The sequence below is a fragment of the Amycolatopsis sp. NPDC051102 genome, from assembly GCF_040682815.1.
Taxonomy (GTDB): domain Bacteria; phylum Actinomycetota; class Actinomycetes; order Mycobacteriales; family Pseudonocardiaceae; genus Amycolatopsis.
On sequence record NZ_JBFBBT010000034.1, the window covers coordinates 44,802 to 65,159 of the forward strand.

Sequence of the window (20,358 nt, forward strand, 5' to 3'; positions counted from 1 at the left end):
TGTGTGATTGGTGCGTACGGGGGAAACGACCGCTGTTCCTTGACAACACCGCCGTTACCGGAGTTACGTCTCCGGCTGAATTCCGCGGAAAAGGAACCGGAAATCGTTCTCGGGCCACCGGTACGAATCGAGCCACGCCACCGATGAAAGAAGACGAACCTGCCGCACGCCGTACCGCCGCGACCTGGAATCCCGGCAGCTGGCGGTTGCGCACCAAGATCTCCGTCGTGCTGTTGCTGCCCGTCCTGGTCGCCCTGCTGCTGGCGGGCGGCCGGGTGCAGGCCGAGCTGGGCCGGGCGGGCGGCCTCAGCGCCGTCCGCGATCAAATGCCCGTCGTGCAAGGGATTTCCGAACTCGCCGGGCTGGCCGACGAGGAGATGATCCACGACGGCGCTGCCGCGCAGACCGCCGCGGTCGACGCGAAAGCCGCCGTGGTCCGCCACGACGCCGCATTTTCGCAGCTCAGCCCCGAGCTGTCGCGGACATTGGAAGATCAGCTGGGGAAATTGGCCGACCTGCGGCAGCAGACCGGTTCTCCGGCGGCGAAAACCGCGGCTTACCACGACTTCACCGTCGCGCTGAGCGAAGTGATCGGCGGCATCGTCGGGCAGGCCGGGAATGGTGATCTCGCCGCTTTGGCCGGCGTCGCCGAATCATTGGTGCAGCTGCGGACCAGCCAGGCCGGTCAGGAAGCGCTGGCCGGCCGGGCCGAAGCCGCTCCGGCCACGGCCGCCGAACGCGCCGCGGCCGAGGAAACCGTGCTCACCGGCCAGATCCGCCGGGCGCTGCCGGCCGGGGCGGCGGCAGCCCGGTTCGCGGCGGCGACCAGTCCCGGCGCCGGCGGCCCCGAGGCGAAGCGGACGACGCTCGGCACCATCCTCGCCGAGCAGGTCAAGTCGCTTTCGGACGCCGTCGGCGCGCAGACCAACACCGCGCGGTCCGACGCGCTGCGCGACGCCGCGCTGGTGCTCGCATCGCTGCTCGGCGCCCTCGCCGTCGCCCTGGCCGTGGCCCGGTCGGTGGTCGCGCCGATCCGGCGGCTGCACGCGGCCGCCCTCGACACCGCGCGACGGCGGCTGCCGGACACGATCGAACGCATCCGGGAGGGCGAGGACGTCGACTGGCGGGCGACCGCGCCGCTGCCGGTCGACTCCGAGGAGGAGATCGGGCAGCTCGCCCGGGCCTTCGACGACATGCACCGGCAGGCGGTGCGGCTGGCCGTCGGCGAGCAGGCCGAGATGCGGATCCAGGTCAGCGAGATGTTCATGACGCTGTCCCGGCGCAGCCAGTCGCTGGTGGAGCTGCAGCTGTCGGTGATCGAGGACCTGGAGGCCGACGAGCAGGACCCGCAGCGGCTGGCCGAGCTGTTCCAGATCGACCACATCGCCACCCGGCTGCGGCGCAATGGCGAGAACCTGCAGGTCCTGGCGGGCGGCAAGCCGGTGCGCCGCGACGTCGGCCCGGTCGCGACGGTCGAGCTGCTGCGGGCCGCGACGTCCGAGGTCAAGGACTACCAGCGCGTCTCGCTCGGCAACGCGCCCCGCGGGTCGGTGCAGCCCGAGGCCGCCGCGGACGTCGTGCACATCCTCGCCGAGCTGCTGGAGAACGCCATCCGCTCGTCCCCGCCGGACGAGCGGGTGGTGCTCACCGCGGACCGCGGCTTCGACGGCGGCCTGCTGATCGAGGTCGTCGACGTCGGGCTCGGCATGACCCGGGAGGACCTCGAGGCGGCGAACGCCCGGCTGGCCGCCGGCGCCGCGGTGAGCCCGGAGACCACCCGCCGGATGGGCCTGTTCGTGGTCAGCAGGCTGGCCGCGTCGCACGGCATCACCGTCCGGCTGCGGCCGACGACCACGCGGACCGCGAGCGCCGGCGTCACCGCCAGCGTGCACGTCCCGGGGGTGCTGATCCTGGTCGACCTGCCGCCCCGGGCCGTACCGCCTGCACCGGCCCCGGCGGTCAACGGGCCGCTGAACGGCTCGGTGAACGGCGCCGCCCGGCACGAGCTCGAACCCCGGTGGCCCGCCGAGGAACCGCCGCCGGTGGCCGTGGCGGACCCGCCGACGCCGATCTTCGACCAGATGCTGTCGCACTGGTTCGCCGAGACCCCGGCGAAAGCGGACCGGTCCGGCGCCTGGGCGTCGCCGGCCGACCAGGTCCGCCAGGCCGCGGAGGCCGCCGTCGGCACCCTGGGCGACTTCGACCTGACCAGTTCGGGGCTGCCGACGCGGGAGCCGGGCGCGCAGCTCGCGCCGGGTGCGGCCGCCCCGCGCCGTCCGCAGCCACCGGACCCGTCCTTCCGCGATCCGGCCGCGGTGCGGAACAACCTTTCCCGGCACTACAGCGGCATGCGCGCGGCCCGCCACCGGGTCGCGGGCGAACCGGAGGCGGAGCAGTGAACAGCAGCACCCGGCAGGAAGGAACACAAGTGGCCGAGGGGTCCCGGAACTGGCTGGTGTCGGCCTTCACCCAGGAGGTGCCGGGTGTCGCGCACGCCGCGCTCGTCTCCGCGGACGGGCTGCTCGTGGCGGCGAACGAGACCCTGCCGCGCGACCGCGCCGACCAGCTCTCGGCGATCGCGTCCGGCCTCGCCAGCCTCGCGCTCGGCACCGCGGACCTGTTCACCGCGGGCCGGGTGGTGCAGTCGGTGATCGAGATGGAGCAGGGTTTCCTGCTGCTGATGAACGTCGGCGACGGCTCGAACCTGGTCGTGCTGGCCAACCCGGGCTGCGACATCGGCCTCGTCGGCTACGAGATGACGTTGCTGGTGGACCGCGTCGGGAAGGTGGTCGAAACCCCGGCGCGGCCCGCGGCGTCCCCGGGGGCGGCCCGGTGACCGAAGGCCGGCGACGCGGAGGCGGGCGGCACGCGGCGTCGCTGGCCCGCCCCTACGCGTGGACCGCCGGGCGCACCCGGCCGACGGTCGACCTGGCGGTGGAAGCCCTCGTGGAGACGACGGCGGAGGGCCGCACCGCGCCCTTCAGCCCGACCAACCCGCTGGCGGTGGTGACGCAGCTGTGCCTGCACCAGCGGTCGGTCGCGGAGGTGGGCGCCCACCTGGGCGTGCCGCTCGGGGTGGCCCGGGTGCTCATCGGCGACCTGCTGGCCGCCGGCCAGGTGTCCATCCGCGACACGCTGACCGCGGACGCCTCCTGGGACGAACGGAACGACCTGCTCGAAAGGGTCCTCAGTGGACTACGTGCGCTCTGACAAAAGGATCACCTCGGCGAAGATCGTCGTGGCCGGGGGATTCGGGGCCGGCAAGACGACGTTCGTCGGTGCCGTCTCGGAAATCGACCCGCTGCGGACCGAGGCGCTCATGACGAGCGCGGCCGTCGGCGTGGACCGGACCGAAGCGGTGCCGGGGAAGTTCGCCACCACGGTCGCGATGGACTTCGGCCGGCTCACCCTCGCCGACGACCTGGTGCTCTACGTGTTCGGCACGCCAGGGCAGCACCGGTTCTGGTTCATGTGGGACGACCTCGTCTGCGGCGCGGTGGCGGCGATCGTCCTGGTGGACACGCGCCGGCTGGCGGACTGCTTCGCCTCGATCGACTTCTTCGAGTCGCGCGGCCTGCCGTTCCTGGTGGCCATCAACCAGTTCCAGGACACCCGCCAGCACGGGTCCGAGCAGGTGCGCGAGGCACTGAAGATCCCGGCGGCGGTGGAGGTCGTCACGTGCGATGCGCGCTCGCCCGAGTCGACGAAGCACACCCTCATCGCCGCGGCCGAGCACGCGCTCGCCGCCCACCACGCCCCTACCTCACGGAAAGTTTGAAGGAGCCCCGGAATGCCCATGGACCACGAAGACTTCGCGATGGGCAATTGGCTCATCGTGCTCGCGTACCTCACCTCGGTGGTGGGCTGCGCCCTCGGCCTCGCCTGCACGCTGCAGGCGCGCTCGACCGACAGCCCGCGCGCCCGGCTGACCTGGCTGGTGCTCGCGGCCGTGTCGATCGGCGGCGTCGGCATCTGGGTCATGCACTTCATCGCCATGCTCGGGTTTTCCACGCCGGGCCTGCCGGTGCGGTACGACATCCTGCGCACGGCGCTGTCGGCGATCCTGTCGGTGGCGGCGGTGTTCTGCGGGCTGCTGGTGTTCGGCGTCCGCAACCGGTTCGCGTGGAAGCGCCTGCTGCTCGGCGGCCTGCTGACCGGCTCGGCGGTGGCGGTCATGCACTACACGGGGATGTGGGCGGTCCAGATCAAGGGCACGATCGGCTACGACCCGACGACGGTGGCGCTTTCGGTGATCATCGCCGTCGTCGCGGCCACGGCGGCGCTGTGGTTCACGGTCGGCCTGGACAAGCTCCTGCCCCGCCTGGCGGCGGGCCTGGTGATGGGCGCGGCGGTGACGGGCATGCACTACACGGGCATGGCGGCGGTCCGCCTGCACCTGGACCCGGCGGCACCGGACCCGTCCGGCACGGAGGTGTTCTCGTTCCTGTTCCCGGTGTTCGTGCTGGCGGCGCTGGCGATGGCGGTCCCGATCTGCGCGGTCCTGATGGCGACGTCGAGTTCGGAGGCGCCCCGCCACACGACGCTGGTGCCCTAGTCCTTTCCGGACACCGGGAACCGGTCGGCGCTGAAGTGGACGAGGATCGCGGTCGCCGTCGCGCAGACGACGTCGCCTGCTTTGAGCTCGCCGGTGGCGTAGAGCTTGCGGCCGTCGCGGCGGACGAAGCGTCCTTCCGCGGTGAGCGGTACCGCGTACGGTGTCCCCTGGTGGTAGTCCACCGTCAGGGACGCCGTCATGCCGGGAAATCCGGCGGCCGCGGTTGCGCGGCCCAGCACGTGGTCCAGGACCGCCGCCACCCAGCCGCCGTGCACGCGGCCGGGCGGTCCCTCGTGCGCGGCGCCGAGCAGGACCTCGGCGCACACCGACTCCGGGCCAACGCGCACCCACGAAAGCGGTGGTGCCAGCGGGTTTCCGGGGCCTTCCAAGGGGTTGTTGATGCTCAGGTGACCGCCGCCTTCGAGGGCGGCCAGCAGCAACGGCTTCGCGCTGCCGGCGGCACGCAGAGCGGCGGTGACGGCTTCCACCCGCTCGGCTGCGGCGGCGAGGTCGGCTTCGTCGTCGCGCGCGCAGACCGAAGCCTCGATCAGCTCGCGGATCCGGTCGCCGAGCAGCGCCCGCCCGGGTGGCACGCCGTCGACGACCGGAAACGGGTTTTCGGACATCGTGCGCTCCCCGGGGCCCGGAACTAGAACACGTTCCAGTCTAGCAGGGGTCACCAGGCCGAGCGGGCCGTGACGCCGCCGTCGACGACCAGGTCGTGGCCGGTGATCCAGGACGCCAGCGGCGAGGCCAGGAACACGCACGCGTTGCCGACGTCGGCCGGTGTCTCCAGGCGGCCCAGCGGGGCCGCGCGGTGCCAGCGCTCGACGCCCTCCGGCCAGTCCTCTTCGAGGCCGGGTCGGGAAATCAGGCCCGGCGACACCGTGTTGACCCGGATCCCGCGTGGCCCGTACTCCAGGGCCGCGCCGCGCGCGTGCGTCACCAGGGCCGCCTTGGCCGCGCTGTAGTGGACGTGGCCGGGGGCCGGCCGGTGGGCTTCGATCGACGCGATGTGCGTGACGCTCCCGCCGTCGCTCATCCGCCGCGCCGCGACCTGGGTGCAGGAGAACGCGCTGGTCAGGGTGCTGTCCAGCATCGCCCGCCACCGCGCCGCGGTCAGCTCGCCCAGGGCCTCGACCGGCTGGATCCCGGCGTTGTTCACCAGCGCGTCGAGCCGCCCGCCCCAGTCCGCGACCGCGTCGAGGAGCGTGTGGCAGGCGGCGTCGTCGGTGAGTTCGGCGGCGAACGCGCGGGCCCGGCCGCCCGCGGCTTCGATCGCCGCGACGACGTCGTCCGCCGCGCCGGGGCGGCGGTGGTGCGCCGCCACGGCCGCGCCCGCTTCGGCGAACCGGAGCGCGATTCCGCGGCCCAGGCCGCCGGAAGCGCCCGTCACGCAGGCGACCGTGCCGGAAAGGTCGGGCAGGGACGTCACCGCGCCGATCGTAGCTGTGCGCGCCCGGTCCGTCGTAGGTTGTGGGACATGGCCAAAACCCGGAAGTTCGCCGGACTGCTGCAGACGCAGATCCGCCACGAGTTCACCGCCGCCCAGCAGTACATCGCCCTGGCCGTCTGGTTCGACGCCCGTGACCTGCCCCGGCTGGCCAAGCGCTTCTACCGGCAGGCGCTCGAGGAGCGCAACCACGCGCTGGCGATGGTGCGCTACCTGCTCGACCGCGACGAGCCGGTCGAGATCCCCGGCAGCGACGAGGTGCGGAACGACTTTTCGAGCGTGCACGAAGCGATCGAGCTGGCCCTGAGGCAGGAACGCGCGGTCACCGCCGACATCGAGGCGATGGCGAAGGCCGCGCGCGCCGAGGAGGACTACCTCGGCGAGCAGTTCGTGCACTGGTTCCTCAAGGAGCAGGTGGAGGAGGTTTCGCAGATGTCGACGCTGCTCAGCGTCGTCGAACGGGCCGGCGGCAACCTGTTCGAGGTGGAGAACCACCTGTTCCGCGAGTCGGCCACCCAGGTCGAGGACGCCCCGGACATGCCGCCGGTCGCGGGCGGCAAGCTCTGACGACGGCGACGCCGTCGCGTTAGGCCGGCGGCTCCGCCAGCAGCGGCAACGTCAACCGGAAACAGGCACCCGCACCGACGGCCGTCTCGAGCTGGACGTCGCCGTCGTGCGCCCGCGCCAGGGAACGCGCGATCGAGAGGCCCAAGCCCGCGTCGGCGCCCGGTGCGCGAGCCCGGGAGCGGTCCGCGCGGTAGAAGCGGTCGAACACGCGGCTCGCCTGCTCGGCAGGCAAGCCCGGGCCCTCGTCCGCCACCTCGAGCACCGCGCGGCCCGCGACCGTGCCGACGCCGATGCGGACCGGGGTGCCCGGCGGGGTGTGGGCGGCCGCGTTGCCGACCAGGTTGGTGACGACCTGCCGCAGCCGGGCTTCGTCGGCGTCGACCGGCGCCGGGCCCGGGGGACCGGTGCCGCCCGGGCCGGTCAGCGAGACCGGGCGCGTGGAATCCAGGGCCCGCAGGACGTGCCGGGCGTCGACGGCGAGGGTGCGCAGGTCCATCGGCGTCCGGTCGAGCTGCCCGCCGGGTGCTTCGTCGAGCTGGGCGAGCAGCAGCAGGTCCTCGGTGAGCGCCGTGAGCCGGGTGGCTTCGCGGTCGATCCGGTGCATCGCCTCGTCCACCTCCGCGGGTGAGGGCAGCGCCCCCATCCGGTACAGCTCGGTGGATCCCTTGATGCCGAACAGGGGCGTGCGCAGCTCGTGGCTGACGTCCGAGACGAAGGTGCGCATCCGGGCTTCGGACGCGGCCCGGTCGGCGAAGGCCCGTTCGAGCTGGCCGAGCATGGTGTTGAGCGACGCCGCGAGGTGCCCGATCTCCGTCCCGGGCGGGGCGAGGTCGGGGACGCGCCGGGTGAGGTCGCCGCCGGCGATGGCGGCCGCCGTGTGCTCGATCCGGCGCAGCGGCCGCAGGCCCCGCCCGAGGGCGAACCAGCCCGCGGTGGTCAGCGCCACCAGCAGCACGGCCCCGCTGATCAGGCTGCTCGAGCGCAGCTGCGCGACGGTGGCGTCGGTGTCGGTGAGCGGGGCCGCCGCCAGTACCGTCCCGCCCCAGTGGGCGGCCGGCCGGGCGACGGTCCGCCAGCGTCCCGAGCCGTCGGCGGCGCTCAGGTCGACGGCCGTCCCGTCGGTGGGCACCGTGCGCAGCGCGCCGGCCGGGGGCAGCGTCGCGCCGGTCAGGCGCGAAGAGTGGATGTCGCCGAAGACAGCGCCGGCCGGGTCCAGGTACACCACGTAGGGCGTGCCGATCAGCTCGAGCGCGGGGTCGAGGAGTTCGGGGCGGACCGCCGGGTTCCGGGACGGCGGGCCGGCGGCCGGCGCGAGCGCGATCAGCTCGGTCATCGACCGCAGCTGGCCGTCGAGGCGGTCGAGCAGGTAGCGCTCGACGTGGTCGGACACGACCGTGCCGACGAGCCCCAGCCCGGCCAGCAGCAGGGCCGCGGTGAGCAGCAACAGCCTGGCGCGCAACGAGAAGCGCCTCACCGCCGGGGCTCCCGCAGCACGTAACCCACGCCGTGCACGGTGTGGATGAGCTTGGGTTCCTCGGTGTCGACTTTCCGCCGCAGGTAGGAGATGTAGGTGTCGACGATGCTGGCGTCCCCGTCGAAGTCGTCCCGCCACACCCGGTCGAGGATCTGCGCCTTCGACACCACGCGCCCGGCGTTCTCCATCAGGTAGTGCAGCAACCGGAACTCGGTGGCGGACACGCGGACGGCGCGCCCGGCCCGCGTCACCTGGTGCCCCTCGGCGTCGAGGGTGAGCGTGCCGGCCGCCAGGACACCGGCGTGGTGGCCCGTGGTCCGGCGCAGGATGGCGCGGATCCGCGCGATCAGCTCCGCCAGGTCGAAGGGTTTCGTCACGTAGTCGTCGGCGCCGAGGGAGAGGCCGGTGACCTTGTCGGCCTGCCGGTCCCGCGCGGTGAGGAAGAGCACGGGCACCGAGGCGCGGTGCCCGCGCAGCCGCCGGACGACCTCGAAGCCGTCCATGTCCGGCAGCATGACGTCGAGCAGCACCAGATCGGGCGGCTCGGCGGTGGCCGCGGCGACGGCTTCCCGCGCCGTCGCTGCGGCGGTCACCTCGAACCCGGCGAAGCGCAGGGCGGCGGACAGCAGTTCGCGGACCGTCGCTTCGTCGTCCACCACGAGCAGCCGGGCCGTCATCGCTTCCATGCCCGCGAGGATACGGAGGACCGGCTCCGGAGCCCGTCGACGAGCAGGCTGCCGGTGAGCCCCGCCGCCGCGCCGCCCGCGAGCCCGGTGGCCAGCGCGAGCCACGGGTTCGCGGCGAGGACCGGCAGGGAAAAGCCGAACACGGCGACGCCGAGTTCGATCGAAGCCCGCGACAGCAGCGCCATGACGGCCAGCACGACGCCGAGCGCCAGGGCGAGCCGGACGGCGAGCACCGCGGCCCGGCGCAGTGGTCCGCCGGGCCGGTGCGGTGTCCGCACGGCGACGACGATGCCGCAGCCGAGCAGCACGATCACCGGCAGCCAGGTGAGCGAGGGCCAGGCGGCCCAGGGCGAGGTGACGGGCATCCCCAGCCCGACGGCCGACACGACCTGCGGCAGGACGAGCAGGACACCGCCGGCCGCCGCGGCGCCGCCGAACGTGCCGGCGGCGAGCAGGCCGAGGACGGTGAGCACGCCCCACGCGAGCAGGGCGCCCCGAAGCCCGGCGGCGAAGGCCGGGAACCGCAGCACCGCCCAGCACCCGGCGGCGACGGCGAGCACCCCGATCACCGCGGCGGCCACCGTGGGGGCGACGGGCACGCCGAACGTGGCCGAGAGCTGGTTCGGCAAGGCGCCGCGCAACGGCAGGCGCGGACCGAGCCCGGCCGGCAGCCGGAGGGTCACGGAGCCGCGGGCGGCCAGGGCGGTGGCGGCGAGCCCCGCCGGGAACGCGACGGCCGCGGTTGCGGCGCGGACGGGCAGCCCGGCCCGGCCGTGGCGGAGCAGCAGGGCGCCGAGGATCGCCGCGCCCAGAAGGGAGACGCCGAGCGGCATGACGTCGACGGTGCCGTGCAGGGAGAGGGGAAGCCGGCCGGACGGGATTCCGGTGGGGAAGGCCGGTGGGGTGGTGGGCAAGCCGCCGGCGAAGAGGGAGGCCGGGTGGGCGGTGCCGTGCGGTGAGGTGGCGGGAAAGCCGCCACCGGTCACCGCCGCCGGTGACCCGGCGCCCGGGACCACGCTGAACTCCGCCGTGCCGCCCACGGCGAGCGCGACCACCGCCGCCGTCAGCGGACCGAGGCCGCCGACCCGCCCGGCGCCGAGGAGCAGCAGGGCCGCCAGCGCGACCACCGCCATCGCGCCCATCGCGGCTGCCGCTGCGAGCAGGCCCCGGCCGGCTTCGCGCATCACACGTCCCGCCGGTCGAAGGTCACGAACGCGGCGGCCGGCACCGCGGCGACGGCGTGGAGCAGCAGGGCCGCCAGCGCGACCACCGCCATCGCGCCCACCGCGGCCGCCGCTGCGAGCAGGCCCCGGCCGGCTTCGCGCATCACACGTCCCGCCGGTCGAAGGTCACGAACGCGGCGGCCAGCACCGCGGCGACGCCGAGGCACAGCCCGCCGAGGTTGAGCCACGGGTGCGGGAAGTGGGGATCCGGCACCGTCTTGAAGACCGCGGCCGCGCCCAGCGTCGGCCAGTACAGGCCGAGCCCCTGCATCCACGCCGGGAAGAGCGGGGCGAGCGCGGGGACCAGGAAGACGATGCCCACCAGGATCGCCAGCGCACCCGCCGTCGCCCGCACGATCGCGCCGAGGCCGACCGCGAGCAGGGCGATCGCCGCCAGGTACAACCCGCCGCCCGCCACCGCGGACAGCACTCCGGGGTCGCCGAGCGCGGCGTTCGGCACGCCCTGCGCGCCGGCGACCGCCTGGCCGGCGAAGAAGGCGGCGAACATCAGCACCTGGCCCGCCACCACCGCGACGGCCGCCGCCACCACGACCTTGGCGGCCAGCAACCGGTGCCGCCGGGGCGTCGCGACGAGCGACGTCCGCATCAGGCCGGTCGCGAACTCCGACGTCACCACCAGGATGCCCAGCACCCCGATGATCAGCTGGGCGACGATGTACGACGTCAGGCTGCGGCCCGTCGGGTCCCAGGCCGCCGGTTGTTCGGCGTAGTGCTTGCCGGCGGTGTTCATGGCGAGGAACGAGATGCCCAGCCCGACCACGAGCAGGCACGTCAGGGTGTACCACGTGGAGCGCAGGCTGCGGAGCTTGATCCACTCCGCGCGGACCGATCGGGCGAACGCGGGCGGGGTCATCGGGCCGTTCCCTGGTACTCGAGGCTGTCCTTGGTCAGTTCCATGAAGGCGTCTTCCAGCGAGACGCGTTGCGGGGTGAGCTCGCCGAGCGCGACGCCGTGGTAGGCGGCGAGCTTGCCGATCTCCTCGCTGCTCATGCCGGAAACGACGAGCGAACGCTCGGCGCCCTCCCGCACGGCGGCGCCGGCGGCCGTCAGCCGGAGCGCGAAACCCGGATCGGGTGTGCGGACGAGCACCGTGCCCTCGCCTCCGGCGCGCATGAGCTCACCCACGCCGGTGTCGGCGATGAGCCGGCCCCGGCCGATGACGACCAGGTGGTCGGCGGTCTGGGCCATCTCGCTCATCAGGTGGCTGGACACCAGCACCGCCCGCCCCTCGCGGGCCAGTGACCGCATGAAGTCCCGGATCCAGCGGATCCCCTCGGGGTCGAGGCCGTTCACCGGTTCGTCGAAGATCAGCACGCCGGGGTCGCCGAGCAGGGCCGCCGCGAGACCGAGGCGCTGCCGCATCCCGAGCGAGAACCCGCCGGCCCGCTTGCCGGCCACGCTTTCGAGCCCGGTGCGGGCCAGCACCGCGCCGACCCGGCGCCGCGGGAGGCCGTTGCTCACCGCGAGCGCCAGCAGGTGGTCGCGGGCCTTCCGGCCACCGTGGACGGCGCCGGCGTCGAGCAGCGCACCCACCTCGGTCAGCGGGACGGGGAGGTCGCGGTAACGGCGGCCGCCGACGGTGATCGAACCCCGGGTCGGCGCGGCCAGGCCCACGATCATGCGCATGGTCGTGGACTTGCCGGCGCCGTTCGGGCCGAGGAACCCGGTCACCCGGCCGGGTTCGACCGTGAAGGACAGGTCCTCCACGACGGTGTCCGGCCCGTACCGCTTGGTGAGGCCCTGGATCTGGATGGTCGTCATGCGGCGAGCGTGGCCCGCCGGCCTGGCCGGTTCCTGGGAGTTCTGGGAGAACCCGGTGAATCCGGCGGCCGGGACCCGGGCGGAGCCGGGATTTCCCCGGAAATCGTGGCCTGCGGCGGCGTCTTGAGCGCGTGGACGGCCGTCCACGGCGGACGGTGGGCTTCGCTGCGGGTGACGGACTCGTCATCGGGCGTTGTCAGCGGGCGGCGCGCGGGTTTAAGCTGTCGCCAACAATCGAATGTTATCGCTAACAGCACGGCGAAAGTTTCGGGAATTCGTCGAATTCCGGATCCGATGGCGAAAGTTTCGGCCGCCACCGGCGCAGTTCTCCCAGTCCTCAGGAGGTCATGTGCAATCCCGGTTCCGATCCCTGCTGGTCATCGCGTCGGTGCTGCTGGCCGCGCTGGTGACCGCGCCCGCCGCGGATGCCGCGCTGCCGGGCAGTTTCCGGTGGAGTTCCAGCGGGGTGCTGATCAGCCCGAAGTCCGATGCCACGCACAACATCGCCGGCATCAAGGACCCGACGGTCGTCTATTCGGGTGGCAAGTACCACGTGTTCGCCAGCACCGCGAACGCCGCCGGCTACAACCTGGTCTACCTCAATTTCTCCGACTGGTCGCAGGCCGGTTCGGCCACCCAGTACTACCTGGACAAAACCGCGATCGGCACCGGTTACCGGGCGGCTCCGCAGGTCTTCTACTTCGCGCCGCAGCGAAAGTGGTACCTCGTCTACCAGAACGGCAACGCCGCCTACTCCACGAACACCGACATCGCCAATCCCAACGGCTGGAGCGCGCCGAAGAACTTCTACGGCGCGATGCCGGACATCATCAAGCAGAACATCGGGTCCGGCTACTGGGTCGACATGTGGGTCATCTGCGACGCCGCCAACTGCTACCTGTTCTCCTCCGACGACAACGGGCACCTCTACCGGTCGCAGACCACCGTGGCGAACTTCCCGAACGGCTTCGGCAACACGGTGATCGCGATGCGCGATTCGAACAAGAACAACCTGTTCGAGGCGAGCAACGTCTACAAGATCGCCGGGCAGAACCAGTACCTGCTGCTGGTGGAGGCGATCGGTTCCGACGGGCGGCGCTACTTCCGCTCCTGGACGTCGTCGAGCATCGCCGGGACCTGGAGCCCGCTGGCGGCCGGCGAAAGCAACCCCTTCGCCCGCGCGAGCAACGTGACGTTCCCGGCCGGGCAGTGGTCGAAGGACATCAGCCACGGCGAGATGATCCGCGCCGGCAACGACCAGACGCTGCCGGTCGACCCGTGCCACCTGCAGTACCTCTACCAGGGCAAGGACCCGAACGCGGGCGGCGACTACAACAGCCTGCCCTGGCGGCTCGGCCTGCTCACCCAGACCAACTCGAACTGCTGAGGAGGACGGCGATGAAGAGGTTCCTGGCCGCCGCGGCGGCCCTGGCCCTGGCGTTCACCGGCTTGACGGGTGTCGCCCACGCGGAGTCGAACGGCGGCGTGCGGATCATGCCGCTGGGCGACTCGATCACCTATGGCACCGGCGTGCCCGGCGGCTACCGGATCGGCCTGTGGCAACGTCTGGCCGCCGGCCGGTACACGAACGACTTCGTCGGCTCGCAGTACAACGGGCCGGCCAGTCTCTGGGACCACGACCACGAAGGCCACCCCGGCTGGCGCATCGACCAGATCGACGCGAACATCACCGGCTGGCTGCGCAGCTACACCCCGCGTTCGGTGCTGCTGCACATCGGCACCAACGACATCCTGCAGAACTACAACGTCGCCGGCGCGCCCGGCCGGCTGTCTGCGCTGCTCGACCACATCACCGCGACCGCGCCGAACGCCGACGTCTTCGTCGCGCAGCTCATCCCGATCGGCTGGGCGAGCGGCGACGCCGCCGTGCGGACGTTCAACAACGCCGTGCCCGGGATCGTGCAGAGCAAGGTGAACGCCGGCAAGCACGTGCACCTGGTCGACATGCACAGCGCGGTGGCCGCTGCCGACCTCTCCGACGGCGTCCACCCGAACGCCGCGGGCTACGACAAGATGGCGGCCGTCTGGTACGCCGCCCTGCGGTCGGTCCCGGGCAGCATCGGCAACCCGCGTACCGCCGTGGCCACCGAGGCACTCGCCGCGGCGATGCCGTCGTGAGCGGCGAAACGCAAGGGAGATCAGTGATGAAGCGCGTTCTCGGTGTCCTCATGGCACTGGTGGTCATGGTCACCGGTCTGGCCTCGCCCGCCCATGCGGCGGCGTTGACCAGGGTGACCGGCTTCGGCACCAACCCGACGAACCTGAACATGTACGTCTACGTCCCGGACCGGGTGGCGGCCAACCCGGCGCTGCTGGTGCTGGTGCACTACTGCGGCGGTTCGGCGAGCTCGATCTTCGGCTGGAACGGCAAGGACTACGTCACCGCGGCCGACCGGTACGGGTACGTCATCGTGCTGCCGGAAGCGACCCGGAGCGAGAAGTGCTTCGACGTCTCGACGCCGAAGGCGCTGAAGCGCAACGGCGGCGGCGACTCGACCGGGATCATGTCCATGGTCGCCTACGCCAAGTCGCGCTACCACGTCGATCCGGCGCGGGTCGTCGTCAGCGGGTTCTCCTCCGGGGCGATGATGACGAACGTGCTGGCCGCCCAGTACCCGGACGTGTTCGCCGCGGGTTCGGCGTTCTCCGGCGTGCCCGCCGGGTGTTTCGCCACGACGAACGGATCGCTGTGGAACAGCACCTGCTCGGGCGGCCAATCCATCAAGACCGCGCAGCAGTGGGGCGACCTGGCCCGGTCGATGTACCCGGGCTACACCGGCCGCTACCCGCGGATGCAGCTGTGGCACGGCACCACCGACACGACGCTTTCGTACCCGAACTTCGGTGAAGAGATCAAGCAGTGGACCAACCTGAACGGGCTGGGCCAGACACCGGCGTTCACCGACCATCCGCAGTCGTCGTGGACGCGGACCCGCTACGGCAACACGGGTACCCAGGCCACGATGGAGGGTGTCAGCGTCGCCGGCGTCGGGCACCAGCTGCCGCTGACCGGCCAGCTGGCGTACGCGATCTCGTTCCTGGGCCTCGACCACTGAGCATTCGACACTGAGAAACGGCGGAAGCGGCACCCCCAGTGCCGCTTCCGCCGGTCCTTTCAGTGGCAGAACGTGACTTCCGGATAGCCCGGCTGATCGAGCACCGGCCGCGCCTCGCCCCGCAGGTGCTGGTCGAAGAACGCGTTGACGTACGTCCGCGTGATCTCCTGGGTCCGCAGCGCGGACGTCGTCGCGCCGTAGTCGACGCCGAATTCGTCGCCGGCCAGGCCCACGTCGGTGAACGACGCGTGCTGGGCGCCCCGCACGTCGGCCCAGCGCCGCCAGCCGGTGAACTGCGGCCAGTCCCGTTCCCACGTCGGGTCGCCCGGCACGCAGGCGGTGGCCCCGAGCTGGTGGCCCAGGAACATGAACGGCCGGGACAGCCCGGGCGGGGCCAGCGGGACGTGGGTGGTGCCGTCGATGTCCATCCCGGCCTTGAGCCGGCCGTCGGCGACCATCGCCGGGATGGTGCTCGCGCCGCCGATGGAGTGCCCGGCCATGCCGATCCGGGAACGGTCGATCAGCGGCGCCCACTTCGAGTGCGTCAGCGAGTCCAGGACGAACGAGACGTCGGCGGCCCGGCCCTGTTCCAGCTTCTCCCAGAACGGGTCGTCGTGCGGGACTTCGCAGGACGCGCACCCGGCGAAGTGCCCGTCCGGGAAGCTCTGGCCGGCGTTCTCGTAGGTGTGCCCGACGAGCGCGACGGCGTACCCGTGGCTCGCCAGGTCCTCGGCCAGCGCGCTCAGCGTGGCGCGGGGTTTGGTGTAGCCGGGCGACAGCACGATCAGCGGCAGCCCGTGCCCCGCCGGCCGGGCGTCGGCGACGGAGTTCGTCACCATCCTCGCGAGCGCGTCGGAGGGCACGTCGAGGCCGCTGTCCTGCAGCAACGCCGCGGACTCCGCCGGGGTCAGGTACTGCGTCTTCGGCCCGTCACCGGAGACCGCCGGGTAGAAGAGGGAGACCATCAGCTCCCGGTAGGGCACCGAGGGCACCCACGGGTCCGGGCGCGAGGTGTCCTTCAGGTACACCGCCGTGCTGCCGACCGGCCGGTCCCCGGTCGGGGCGGGCAGGTACGGCGTCGACGTCCGGGCGAAGGCGACCTCCGGATACTGCGTGGACGGCTGGTCCAGCAGCGGCTGCGGCCGGGCGCGCAGGTGCTGGTCGAAGAACGCCCGGACGTACGCCGCGGTGATCGCCTGGCCGCGCACGGCCGGGGTGGTCGCGCCGAAGGCGAGGCCCAGCTGCTCGCCGACCAGGCCGATGTCGGTGAACGACGGGTGCACCGTGCCGGCCACGGTGAGCCGGCGCTTCCAGCCGGTCAGCTGCTTCCACGCCTGGTCCGGGGTGGCGGTGCCCGCCCGGCCCAGGAAGAGGAACGGCCGGTCGAGCCCCGCGGCGGGCAGCGGGTCCGGCGCCGGGCCGTCGAGGGCCAGCCCGGCCCGCACCCGCGGATCGGCCGCCATCGAGGCGAGCGTGTCCGCACCGGCCCCGGCCAGGCCGATCCGGGCCGGGTCGATCAGCGGCGCCCACTTCGACCCGAGCAGCGCGTCCAGCACGGCCGGAACGGCGGCGGTGTCGCGGGTGCGGTCGGCCACGGCGACGAGAACGCCGTGACTGGCCAGGTCTTCGGCCAGCGACGTCAGCTCGCCGCGCGGCCGCCCGGGCCCCGGGTCGAGGACGACCAGCGGCAGGTGGTGCCCGGCCGGCGGCGCGTCCACCACCGCATCGGTGCGGATGCCGGCCAGCACCGACGGGGCCACGCCCGTGATGCCGTCCTGGCGGAGCACGGCTTCCGCTTCCGCCTCGGTCATGAACGGCGATTTCGGTCCGGCCGCGGAGACCGCGGGGTAGAAGAGCGACACCGGCGAAGCGTCCGCGAGGTGCAGGACGGTGGTGCCCACCGGCCGGTCGCCGGTCGGTTTCGCCAGCGTGGGCGCGGGGTTCGCCGACGCGGCCGGAGCGGACAGCGTGAGCGCGAGTGCGGTGATGACCATGAGGCTCTTGATTCTCATCCGATGAAGGTCACTTCCGGGTAAGCGGGCGAGGGCGCGGCCAGCAGCGGCTGCGGGCGGCAGCGCAGGTGCTGGTCGAAGAACGCGGTCACGTACGTCCGGGTGATGGACAGCGCGCGGTAGGGATCGATCGCGTCGTGGATGTCGACACCCAGCTGCTCGGCGAGCACGCCGAGGTCGGTGAACGACGCGTGCACCGTGCCGGAGACCATGATCCAGCGCTTCCAGCCGGTCAGGTGCGTCCAGTCGGTTTCCCAGTCGTCGTAGGGCCCCGGTGCGCCCGGCGTGTAGTCGTCCGTGCGGCCTACGAACATGAACGGCCGGGAGAGCCCGGACGCCGGGATCGGCACGTGGACGCTGCCGTCCAGGTCGGCCCCGGCGCGGATCCGCGGGTCGGCCAGCATCGCCTGGGTGGTGACGGCGCCGCCGGCGGAATGGCCGGTCATGCCGATGCGCTGCGGGTCGATCAGCGCACCCCACTTCGACGACAGCAGGGAGTCGAGCACGAACGCGGTGTCCTTGGTGTGGACCTGCGCGAACTTCTCCCAGAAGCCGGGCTGGTCGTCGACCTCGCAGGCGGTGCAGCCGGTGACGTGGCCGTCGGGGAAGGTCGTGGCGCGGTTCTCGTAGGTGTGGTCGATCGCCGCCACGGCGTACCCGCGGCTGGCCAGTTCCTCGGCCAGTGCGGTGAGCGTTGCCCGCGGCTGCGTCCAGCCCGGTGACAGCACGACCAGCGGCAGGCTGTGCCACCGCCCGGCCGGCCGCGCGTCGGTCACGGCGTTCGTCCGGACCGTGCTGAAGACGTCCAGCGGGAGCCCCGGGATGTCCTCCCGCTCCAGGTTGCGTTCCGATTCGAGCGGGGTCATGTACTGCTTCTTCGGCCCGTTCCCCGAGACGGCCGGGTAGAAGAGGGAGACCATCAGCTCCCGGTAGGGCACCGACGGCACCCACGGGTCGGGCCGCGAAGTGTCCTTCACGGACAGTGTGGTGACGCCGACGGGCTGGTGCCCGGTCGGGGCGGGCAGGTAGGGCGTCGTGGCCGCCGAGGCGGTCGACGCGGACAACGTGAGCGTGAGTGCGGTGGCCACCGCGAGAGCGCGCATGATTCCCCCAGTCGGAATCGTCAGGACAGGTGGCGGAGACGGCGGAAGCAGAACCAGGTGAGCAGGGCGGTCATCGCGAGGTAGAGCGCCAGTTCGAGCCACTGCAGCGGCCAGAACCGGGAGCCGGGCTGGAACGTCAGGCGCTGCTGGTAGCCGTGGGCGCCCAGCCGGGCCACGCAGTCTTCCAGCGAGCCGCGCGGCGGCGGGCCCTGACCCGGCTTCGGGGAGCAGTCCTGCACGAACGACGGCAGCGGGTCGGCCACGTTCCCGGCCGGGTCCACGGTTTCGTTCGCCAGTTCCCACGCCCCGGCCGGCTTCCGCACGCCGATTTCGGTGATCCCCTGCCGGTCATTGCCGGTGATGTTCGTGACGTCCTTGCCGACGATCGGGAGGGTCGTCTGCTCCGGCGGGATGAGGTACGGCCGCACGAAGGTCGGCACCAGGACCAGCACGGCGGCGAGCGTGACGAGGGTGACGGCCATGGTGGCCACCGTCCGCTTCAGCAGCATTCCCACCGCGACACCGAGGACGAGCGCGAAAGCCGCGTAGCCGATCGGGACGATGCCGCGCGCGCCGAACACCACGGGCGAGATGCGGGGCAGCATCCCGCGGTCGGTCTGGAGCGCGGAGAGCGCGTCGATCGGGCTCGCCCACCAGGAGACCGCGGCGCTCAGCACCCCGGCGACGAGCATCGCGGCGAGGAGGCCGAACCCGAGTTTCGTCGTGAGCCACCGCTTCCGCGTGACGGTCTGGTTCCACACGAGACTGTGCGTGCCGCTCTCCAGCTCGCGGGTGATCATCGGGGCGCCCCAGAACACGCCGATGACCGCGGGCAGCAGGTACAGCACCAGGATCGTCCCGCCGAAGAGCACGTCTTCGTCCGCGAAGTCCGTGCGGCCCACCAGGTCCGGCCCGGTGATCGCGAGCACGACGGCGATCGCGATCAGGCCGGCGAGCACCGACAACGCGGGGATGCGGAACTGGCGCCAGGTCAGCCAGGTCATCGGAGGACCTCCAGGGCGGGGCGGGCGGCGGCGGGGTTGCTCATGTACTCGAGGACGAGGTCCTCCAGGCCGAGCTGCCCGACCGTCCACGTGGGATCGAGGATCGGCGCCTCGGTGCGGACGAGGACGGTGGTCTGGCGGTCGGTGTGCTTCGCCGAGACGACGTGCTGGTCCGCCGGCAGCGTGTCGAGTTCGCGGCGCGGCCCGGAGAGCCGGTGGTGCGTGGCGAGCAGCGTCTCGACCTCGCCGATCACCCGGACCTGCGAAGCCACCAGCACGACGAGGTGGTCGCAGACCCGCTCGAGGTCGTTGACCAAGTGGGAGGACATCACGACGGACAGCCCGTGCTCGGCGACGGCTTCCATCAGGTCCTGCAGGAACTCGCGGCGCGCCAGCGGGTCCAGCGCCGCGACCGGCTCGTCGAGCAGCAGCAGTTCGGGACGCTTGGCGATGCCGATCGTGAGCGCCAGCTGGGCGCGCTGGCCGCCGGAGAGCTTGCCGGCGTGCTGCTTGAGGTCCAATCCGAGGCGTTCGACGCGCTTTTCGGCGACCGAGGCGTCCCAGCCGGGGTTGAGGTGGGCACCGAGCCGCAGGTGCTCCTCGATCGTCAGTCCACTGTAGACCGGCGTGTTCTGGGCGACGTAGCCCACCTTGGCCAGCTGCCCCGGGCCGCTGCCCGGCACCCCGCCGCACACCTCGATCGTGCCGGTCGTCGGTTCGAGCATGCCGGCCGCGATGTTCAGCAGCGTCGACTTGCCCGCCCCGTTCGGGCCGACGAGCCCGGTGACGTGCCCGGCCTCGATCTCCAGCGTGCAGCCGGTAAGCGCTTGCTTGCGCCCGTACTTCTTCCCCAGTCCCTGGGCTTTGAGGACAGTCACGCTATTCCCTCTCTGGCGGAGTCGCGAAACGTGGACATCAGCAGGGCCTCGATGCTCTCTTCGTCGAGACCGGCCTTGCGGGCCTTGCCCAGCCAGCGGCGCAGGTCCTGCCGCAACGGCCCGAGCGCGGCGAACGACGCGCCGCCGTTGAGGGTCGCCGTCACGAAGGTGCCGACGCCGGGGCGGGCCGAGACCAGGCCGTCGTGCTCCAGCTCGCGGTAGGCCTTCAGCACGGTGTTCGGGTTGATCGCGAGGCTCGCGACCACGTCCTTGACCTTCGGGAGCTGATCGCCCTCGGTGAGCAGGCCGAGGCGCAGCGCGTGCCGCACCTGCTGGACCAGCTGCTGGTACGGCGACAAGCCGGACCTCGCGTCCAGGTGGAACTCGATCATCGGCAACTCCATTTATCTAGTTACCTAGCACTATAGCTAAGCGAGGCAGCACGGCGCCAGTGATCTTTTTCGGCGGCCGGAGCCAACCTCGCCGCCGGTGCGGCGTCTGTGGAGGCGAAGTGATCGTTTCCTCTCCGAAGGGACTTTTCGTG

At 72.3% G+C, this 20,358-nt stretch carries 22 protein-coding genes; 9 read left to right on the forward strand and 13 right to left on the reverse strand.

Annotation, left to right across the window (positions count from 1 at the left end):
• Positions 1 to 143: 143 nt before the first annotated feature.
• The 5 genes from AB0M93_RS45830 to AB0M93_RS45850 are packed head-to-tail and all read left to right on the forward strand — an operon-like array spanning position 144 to position 4,555.
• Positions 144 to 2,399: an ATP-binding protein gene (locus AB0M93_RS45830; protein WP_364286805.1), complete on the forward strand. Its 2,256-nt coding sequence runs from the start codon at positions 144 to 146 to the stop codon at positions 2,397 to 2,399.
• A gap of 29 nt (positions 2,400 to 2,428) precedes the next feature.
• On the forward strand, positions 2,429 to 2,836 hold the full coding sequence (locus tag AB0M93_RS45835) for a roadblock/LC7 domain-containing protein (RefSeq protein WP_364286808.1): 408 nt from the start codon (positions 2,429 to 2,431) through the stop codon (positions 2,834 to 2,836).
• On the forward strand, positions 2,833 to 3,210 hold the full coding sequence (locus AB0M93_RS45840) for a DUF742 domain-containing protein (protein ID WP_364286811.1): 378 nt from the start codon (positions 2,833 to 2,835) through the stop codon (positions 3,208 to 3,210). The genes AB0M93_RS45835 and AB0M93_RS45840 overlap by 4 nt, the downstream gene beginning before the upstream one ends.
• Positions 3,191 to 3,778 (forward strand): ATP/GTP-binding protein, encoded by a 588-nt coding sequence (locus tag AB0M93_RS45845; RefSeq protein WP_364286814.1) that lies wholly within the window; start codon positions 3,191 to 3,193, stop codon positions 3,776 to 3,778. Before AB0M93_RS45840 ends, AB0M93_RS45845 begins: the two co-directional genes overlap by 20 nt.
• A gap of 18 nt (positions 3,779 to 3,796) precedes the next feature.
• Positions 3,797 to 4,555 (forward strand): MHYT domain-containing protein, encoded by a 759-nt coding sequence (locus tag AB0M93_RS45850; protein ID WP_364286817.1) that lies wholly within the window; start codon positions 3,797 to 3,799, stop codon positions 4,553 to 4,555.
• Here the strand turns inward: AB0M93_RS45850 and AB0M93_RS45855 are convergent.
• Both AB0M93_RS45855 and AB0M93_RS45860 read right to left on the reverse strand, forming a co-directional pair.
• Positions 4,552 to 5,181: a PaaI family thioesterase gene (locus AB0M93_RS45855; protein WP_364286820.1), complete on the reverse strand. Its 630-nt coding sequence runs from the start codon at positions 5,179 to 5,181 to the stop codon at positions 4,552 to 4,554. The two genes, AB0M93_RS45850 and AB0M93_RS45855, sit on opposite strands and share 4 nt — an antisense overlap.
• Positions 5,182 to 5,231: 50 nt before the next feature.
• Entirely contained in the window at positions 5,232 to 5,981 is a 750-nt protein-coding gene (locus AB0M93_RS45860) for an SDR family NAD(P)-dependent oxidoreductase (protein WP_364286891.1), read from the reverse strand.
• A gap of 57 nt (positions 5,982 to 6,038) precedes the next feature.
• On the opposite strand from AB0M93_RS45860, the gene AB0M93_RS45865 reads away from it, so the two are divergent.
• A complete protein-coding gene (locus AB0M93_RS45865) occupies positions 6,039 to 6,575 on the forward strand; it encodes a ferritin (protein ID WP_364286823.1) in 537 nt (178 codons plus the stop codon).
• A 19-nt stretch (positions 6,576 to 6,594) separates the two neighbouring features.
• Here AB0M93_RS45865 and AB0M93_RS45870 read toward each other — a convergent pair whose 3' ends face one another.
• The 6 genes from AB0M93_RS45870 to AB0M93_RS45895 are packed head-to-tail and all read right to left on the reverse strand — an operon-like array spanning position 6,595 to position 11,740.
• A complete protein-coding gene (locus AB0M93_RS45870; protein ID WP_364286826.1) occupies positions 6,595 to 8,049 on the reverse strand; it encodes a HAMP domain-containing sensor histidine kinase in 1,455 nt (484 codons plus the stop codon).
• Positions 8,046 to 8,726 (reverse strand): response regulator transcription factor, encoded by a 681-nt coding sequence (locus AB0M93_RS45875; protein WP_364286894.1) that lies wholly within the window; start codon positions 8,724 to 8,726, stop codon positions 8,046 to 8,048. The genes AB0M93_RS45870 and AB0M93_RS45875 overlap by 4 nt, the downstream gene beginning before the upstream one ends.
• Positions 8,723 to 9,919, reverse strand: a complete 1,197-nt coding sequence (locus AB0M93_RS45880) for a hypothetical protein (RefSeq protein ID WP_364286829.1) — start codon at positions 9,917 to 9,919, stop codon at positions 8,723 to 8,725. The genes AB0M93_RS45875 and AB0M93_RS45880 overlap by 4 nt, the downstream gene beginning before the upstream one ends.
• Positions 9,919 to 10,062 carry a hypothetical protein gene (locus AB0M93_RS45885; RefSeq protein WP_364286832.1) on the reverse strand — a complete coding sequence of 48 codons (144 nt, stop codon included), beginning with the start codon at positions 10,060 to 10,062 and terminating at the stop codon, positions 9,919 to 9,921. The genes AB0M93_RS45880 and AB0M93_RS45885 overlap by 1 nt, the downstream gene beginning before the upstream one ends.
• Entirely contained in the window at positions 10,062 to 10,832 is a 771-nt protein-coding gene (locus AB0M93_RS45890; protein WP_364286835.1) for an ABC transporter permease, read from the reverse strand. Before AB0M93_RS45890 ends, AB0M93_RS45885 begins: the two co-directional genes overlap by 1 nt.
• Positions 10,829 to 11,740: an ATP-binding cassette domain-containing protein gene (locus AB0M93_RS45895; protein ID WP_364286838.1), complete on the reverse strand. Its 912-nt coding sequence runs from the start codon at positions 11,738 to 11,740 to the stop codon at positions 10,829 to 10,831. The genes AB0M93_RS45890 and AB0M93_RS45895 overlap by 4 nt, the downstream gene beginning before the upstream one ends.
• A 349-nt stretch (positions 11,741 to 12,089) precedes the next feature.
• On the opposite strand from AB0M93_RS45895, the gene AB0M93_RS45900 reads away from it, so the two are divergent.
• From AB0M93_RS45900 to AB0M93_RS45910, 3 genes are read left to right on the forward strand one after another with little or no spacing between them, the layout of a single operon-like run.
• The gene (locus AB0M93_RS45900) at positions 12,090 to 13,127 is read left to right on the forward strand and encodes a non-reducing end alpha-L-arabinofuranosidase family hydrolase (protein ID WP_364286841.1); all 1,038 of its coding nucleotides are present in this window, start codon (positions 12,090 to 12,092) and stop codon (positions 13,125 to 13,127) included.
• Positions 13,128 to 13,138: 11 nt separating this feature from the next.
• Positions 13,139 to 13,879 carry an SGNH/GDSL hydrolase family protein gene (locus tag AB0M93_RS45905; protein ID WP_364286844.1) on the forward strand — a complete coding sequence of 247 codons (741 nt, stop codon included), beginning with the start codon at positions 13,139 to 13,141 and terminating at the stop codon, positions 13,877 to 13,879.
• Positions 13,880 to 13,905: 26 nt separating this feature from the next.
• Positions 13,906 to 14,817, forward strand: coding sequence for a PHB depolymerase family esterase (locus AB0M93_RS45910; protein WP_364286847.1), 912 nt, complete (start codon positions 13,906 to 13,908; stop codon positions 14,815 to 14,817).
• Between the two features lie 59 nt (positions 14,818 to 14,876).
• Here AB0M93_RS45910 and AB0M93_RS45915 read toward each other — a convergent pair whose 3' ends face one another.
• From AB0M93_RS45915 to AB0M93_RS45935, 5 genes are read right to left on the reverse strand one after another with little or no spacing between them, the layout of a single operon-like run.
• Positions 14,877 to 16,829 (reverse strand): esterase, encoded by a 1,953-nt coding sequence (locus AB0M93_RS45915; RefSeq protein WP_364286850.1) that lies wholly within the window; start codon positions 16,827 to 16,829, stop codon positions 14,877 to 14,879.
• The gene (locus AB0M93_RS45920; protein WP_364286853.1) at positions 16,826 to 17,932 is read right to left on the reverse strand and encodes an alpha/beta hydrolase; all 1,107 of its coding nucleotides are present in this window, start codon (positions 17,930 to 17,932) and stop codon (positions 16,826 to 16,828) included. Before AB0M93_RS45920 ends, AB0M93_RS45915 begins: the two co-directional genes overlap by 4 nt.
• Before the next feature lie 20 nt (positions 17,933 to 17,952).
• Positions 17,953 to 18,936 carry a transporter gene (locus tag AB0M93_RS45925; protein WP_364286856.1) on the reverse strand — a complete coding sequence of 328 codons (984 nt, stop codon included), beginning with the start codon at positions 18,934 to 18,936 and terminating at the stop codon, positions 17,953 to 17,955.
• Positions 18,933 to 19,814, reverse strand: coding sequence for an ABC transporter ATP-binding protein (locus AB0M93_RS45930; RefSeq protein ID WP_364286859.1), 882 nt, complete (start codon positions 19,812 to 19,814; stop codon positions 18,933 to 18,935). Before AB0M93_RS45930 ends, AB0M93_RS45925 begins: the two co-directional genes overlap by 4 nt.
• Positions 19,811 to 20,206 (reverse strand): GntR family transcriptional regulator, encoded by a 396-nt coding sequence (locus tag AB0M93_RS45935; protein ID WP_364286862.1) that lies wholly within the window; start codon positions 20,204 to 20,206, stop codon positions 19,811 to 19,813. The genes AB0M93_RS45930 and AB0M93_RS45935 overlap by 4 nt, the downstream gene beginning before the upstream one ends.
• Positions 20,207 to 20,358 lie beyond the last annotated feature (152 nt).

Coding starts and splice junctions, on each gene's coding strand:
- AB0M93_RS45830 (WP_364286805.1), top strand. CDS start 144: ATGAAAGAAGACGAACCTGCCGCACGCCGTACCGCCGCGACCTGGAAT.
- AB0M93_RS45850 (WP_364286817.1), top strand. CDS start 3,797: ATGGACCACGAAGACTTCGCGATGGGCAATTGGCTCATCGTGCTCGCG.
- AB0M93_RS45855 (WP_364286820.1), bottom strand. CDS start 5,181: ATGTCCGAAAACCCGTTTCCGGTCGTCGACGGCGTGCCACCCGGGCGG.
- AB0M93_RS45865 (WP_364286823.1), top strand. CDS start 6,039: ATGGCCAAAACCCGGAAGTTCGCCGGACTGCTGCAGACGCAGATCCGC.
- AB0M93_RS45875 (WP_364286894.1), bottom strand. CDS start 8,726: ATGACGGCCCGGCTGCTCGTGGTGGACGACGAAGCGACGGTCCGCGAA.
- AB0M93_RS45880 (WP_364286829.1), bottom strand. CDS start 9,919: ATGCGCGAAGCCGGCCGGGGCCTGCTCGCAGCGGCAGCCGCGATGGGC.
- AB0M93_RS45885 (WP_364286832.1), bottom strand. CDS start 10,062: ATGCGCGAAGCCGGCCGGGGCCTGCTCGCAGCGGCGGCCGCGGTGGGC.
- AB0M93_RS45890 (WP_364286835.1), bottom strand. CDS start 10,832: ATGACCCCGCCCGCGTTCGCCCGATCGGTCCGCGCGGAGTGGATCAAG.
- AB0M93_RS45895 (WP_364286838.1), bottom strand. CDS start 11,740: ATGACGACCATCCAGATCCAGGGCCTCACCAAGCGGTACGGGCCGGAC.
- AB0M93_RS45905 (WP_364286844.1), top strand. CDS start 13,139: ATGAAGAGGTTCCTGGCCGCCGCGGCGGCCCTGGCCCTGGCGTTCACC.
- AB0M93_RS45910 (WP_364286847.1), top strand. CDS start 13,906: ATGAAGCGCGTTCTCGGTGTCCTCATGGCACTGGTGGTCATGGTCACC.
- AB0M93_RS45915 (WP_364286850.1), bottom strand. CDS start 16,829: ATGAGAATCAAGAGCCTCATGGTCATCACCGCACTCGCGCTCACGCTG.
- AB0M93_RS45920 (WP_364286853.1), bottom strand. CDS start 17,932: ATGCGCGCTCTCGCGGTGGCCACCGCACTCACGCTCACGTTGTCCGCG.
- AB0M93_RS45925 (WP_364286856.1), bottom strand. CDS start 18,936: ATGACCTGGCTGACCTGGCGCCAGTTCCGCATCCCCGCGTTGTCGGTG.
- AB0M93_RS45935 (WP_364286862.1), bottom strand. CDS start 20,206: ATGATCGAGTTCCACCTGGACGCGAGGTCCGGCTTGTCGCCGTACCAG.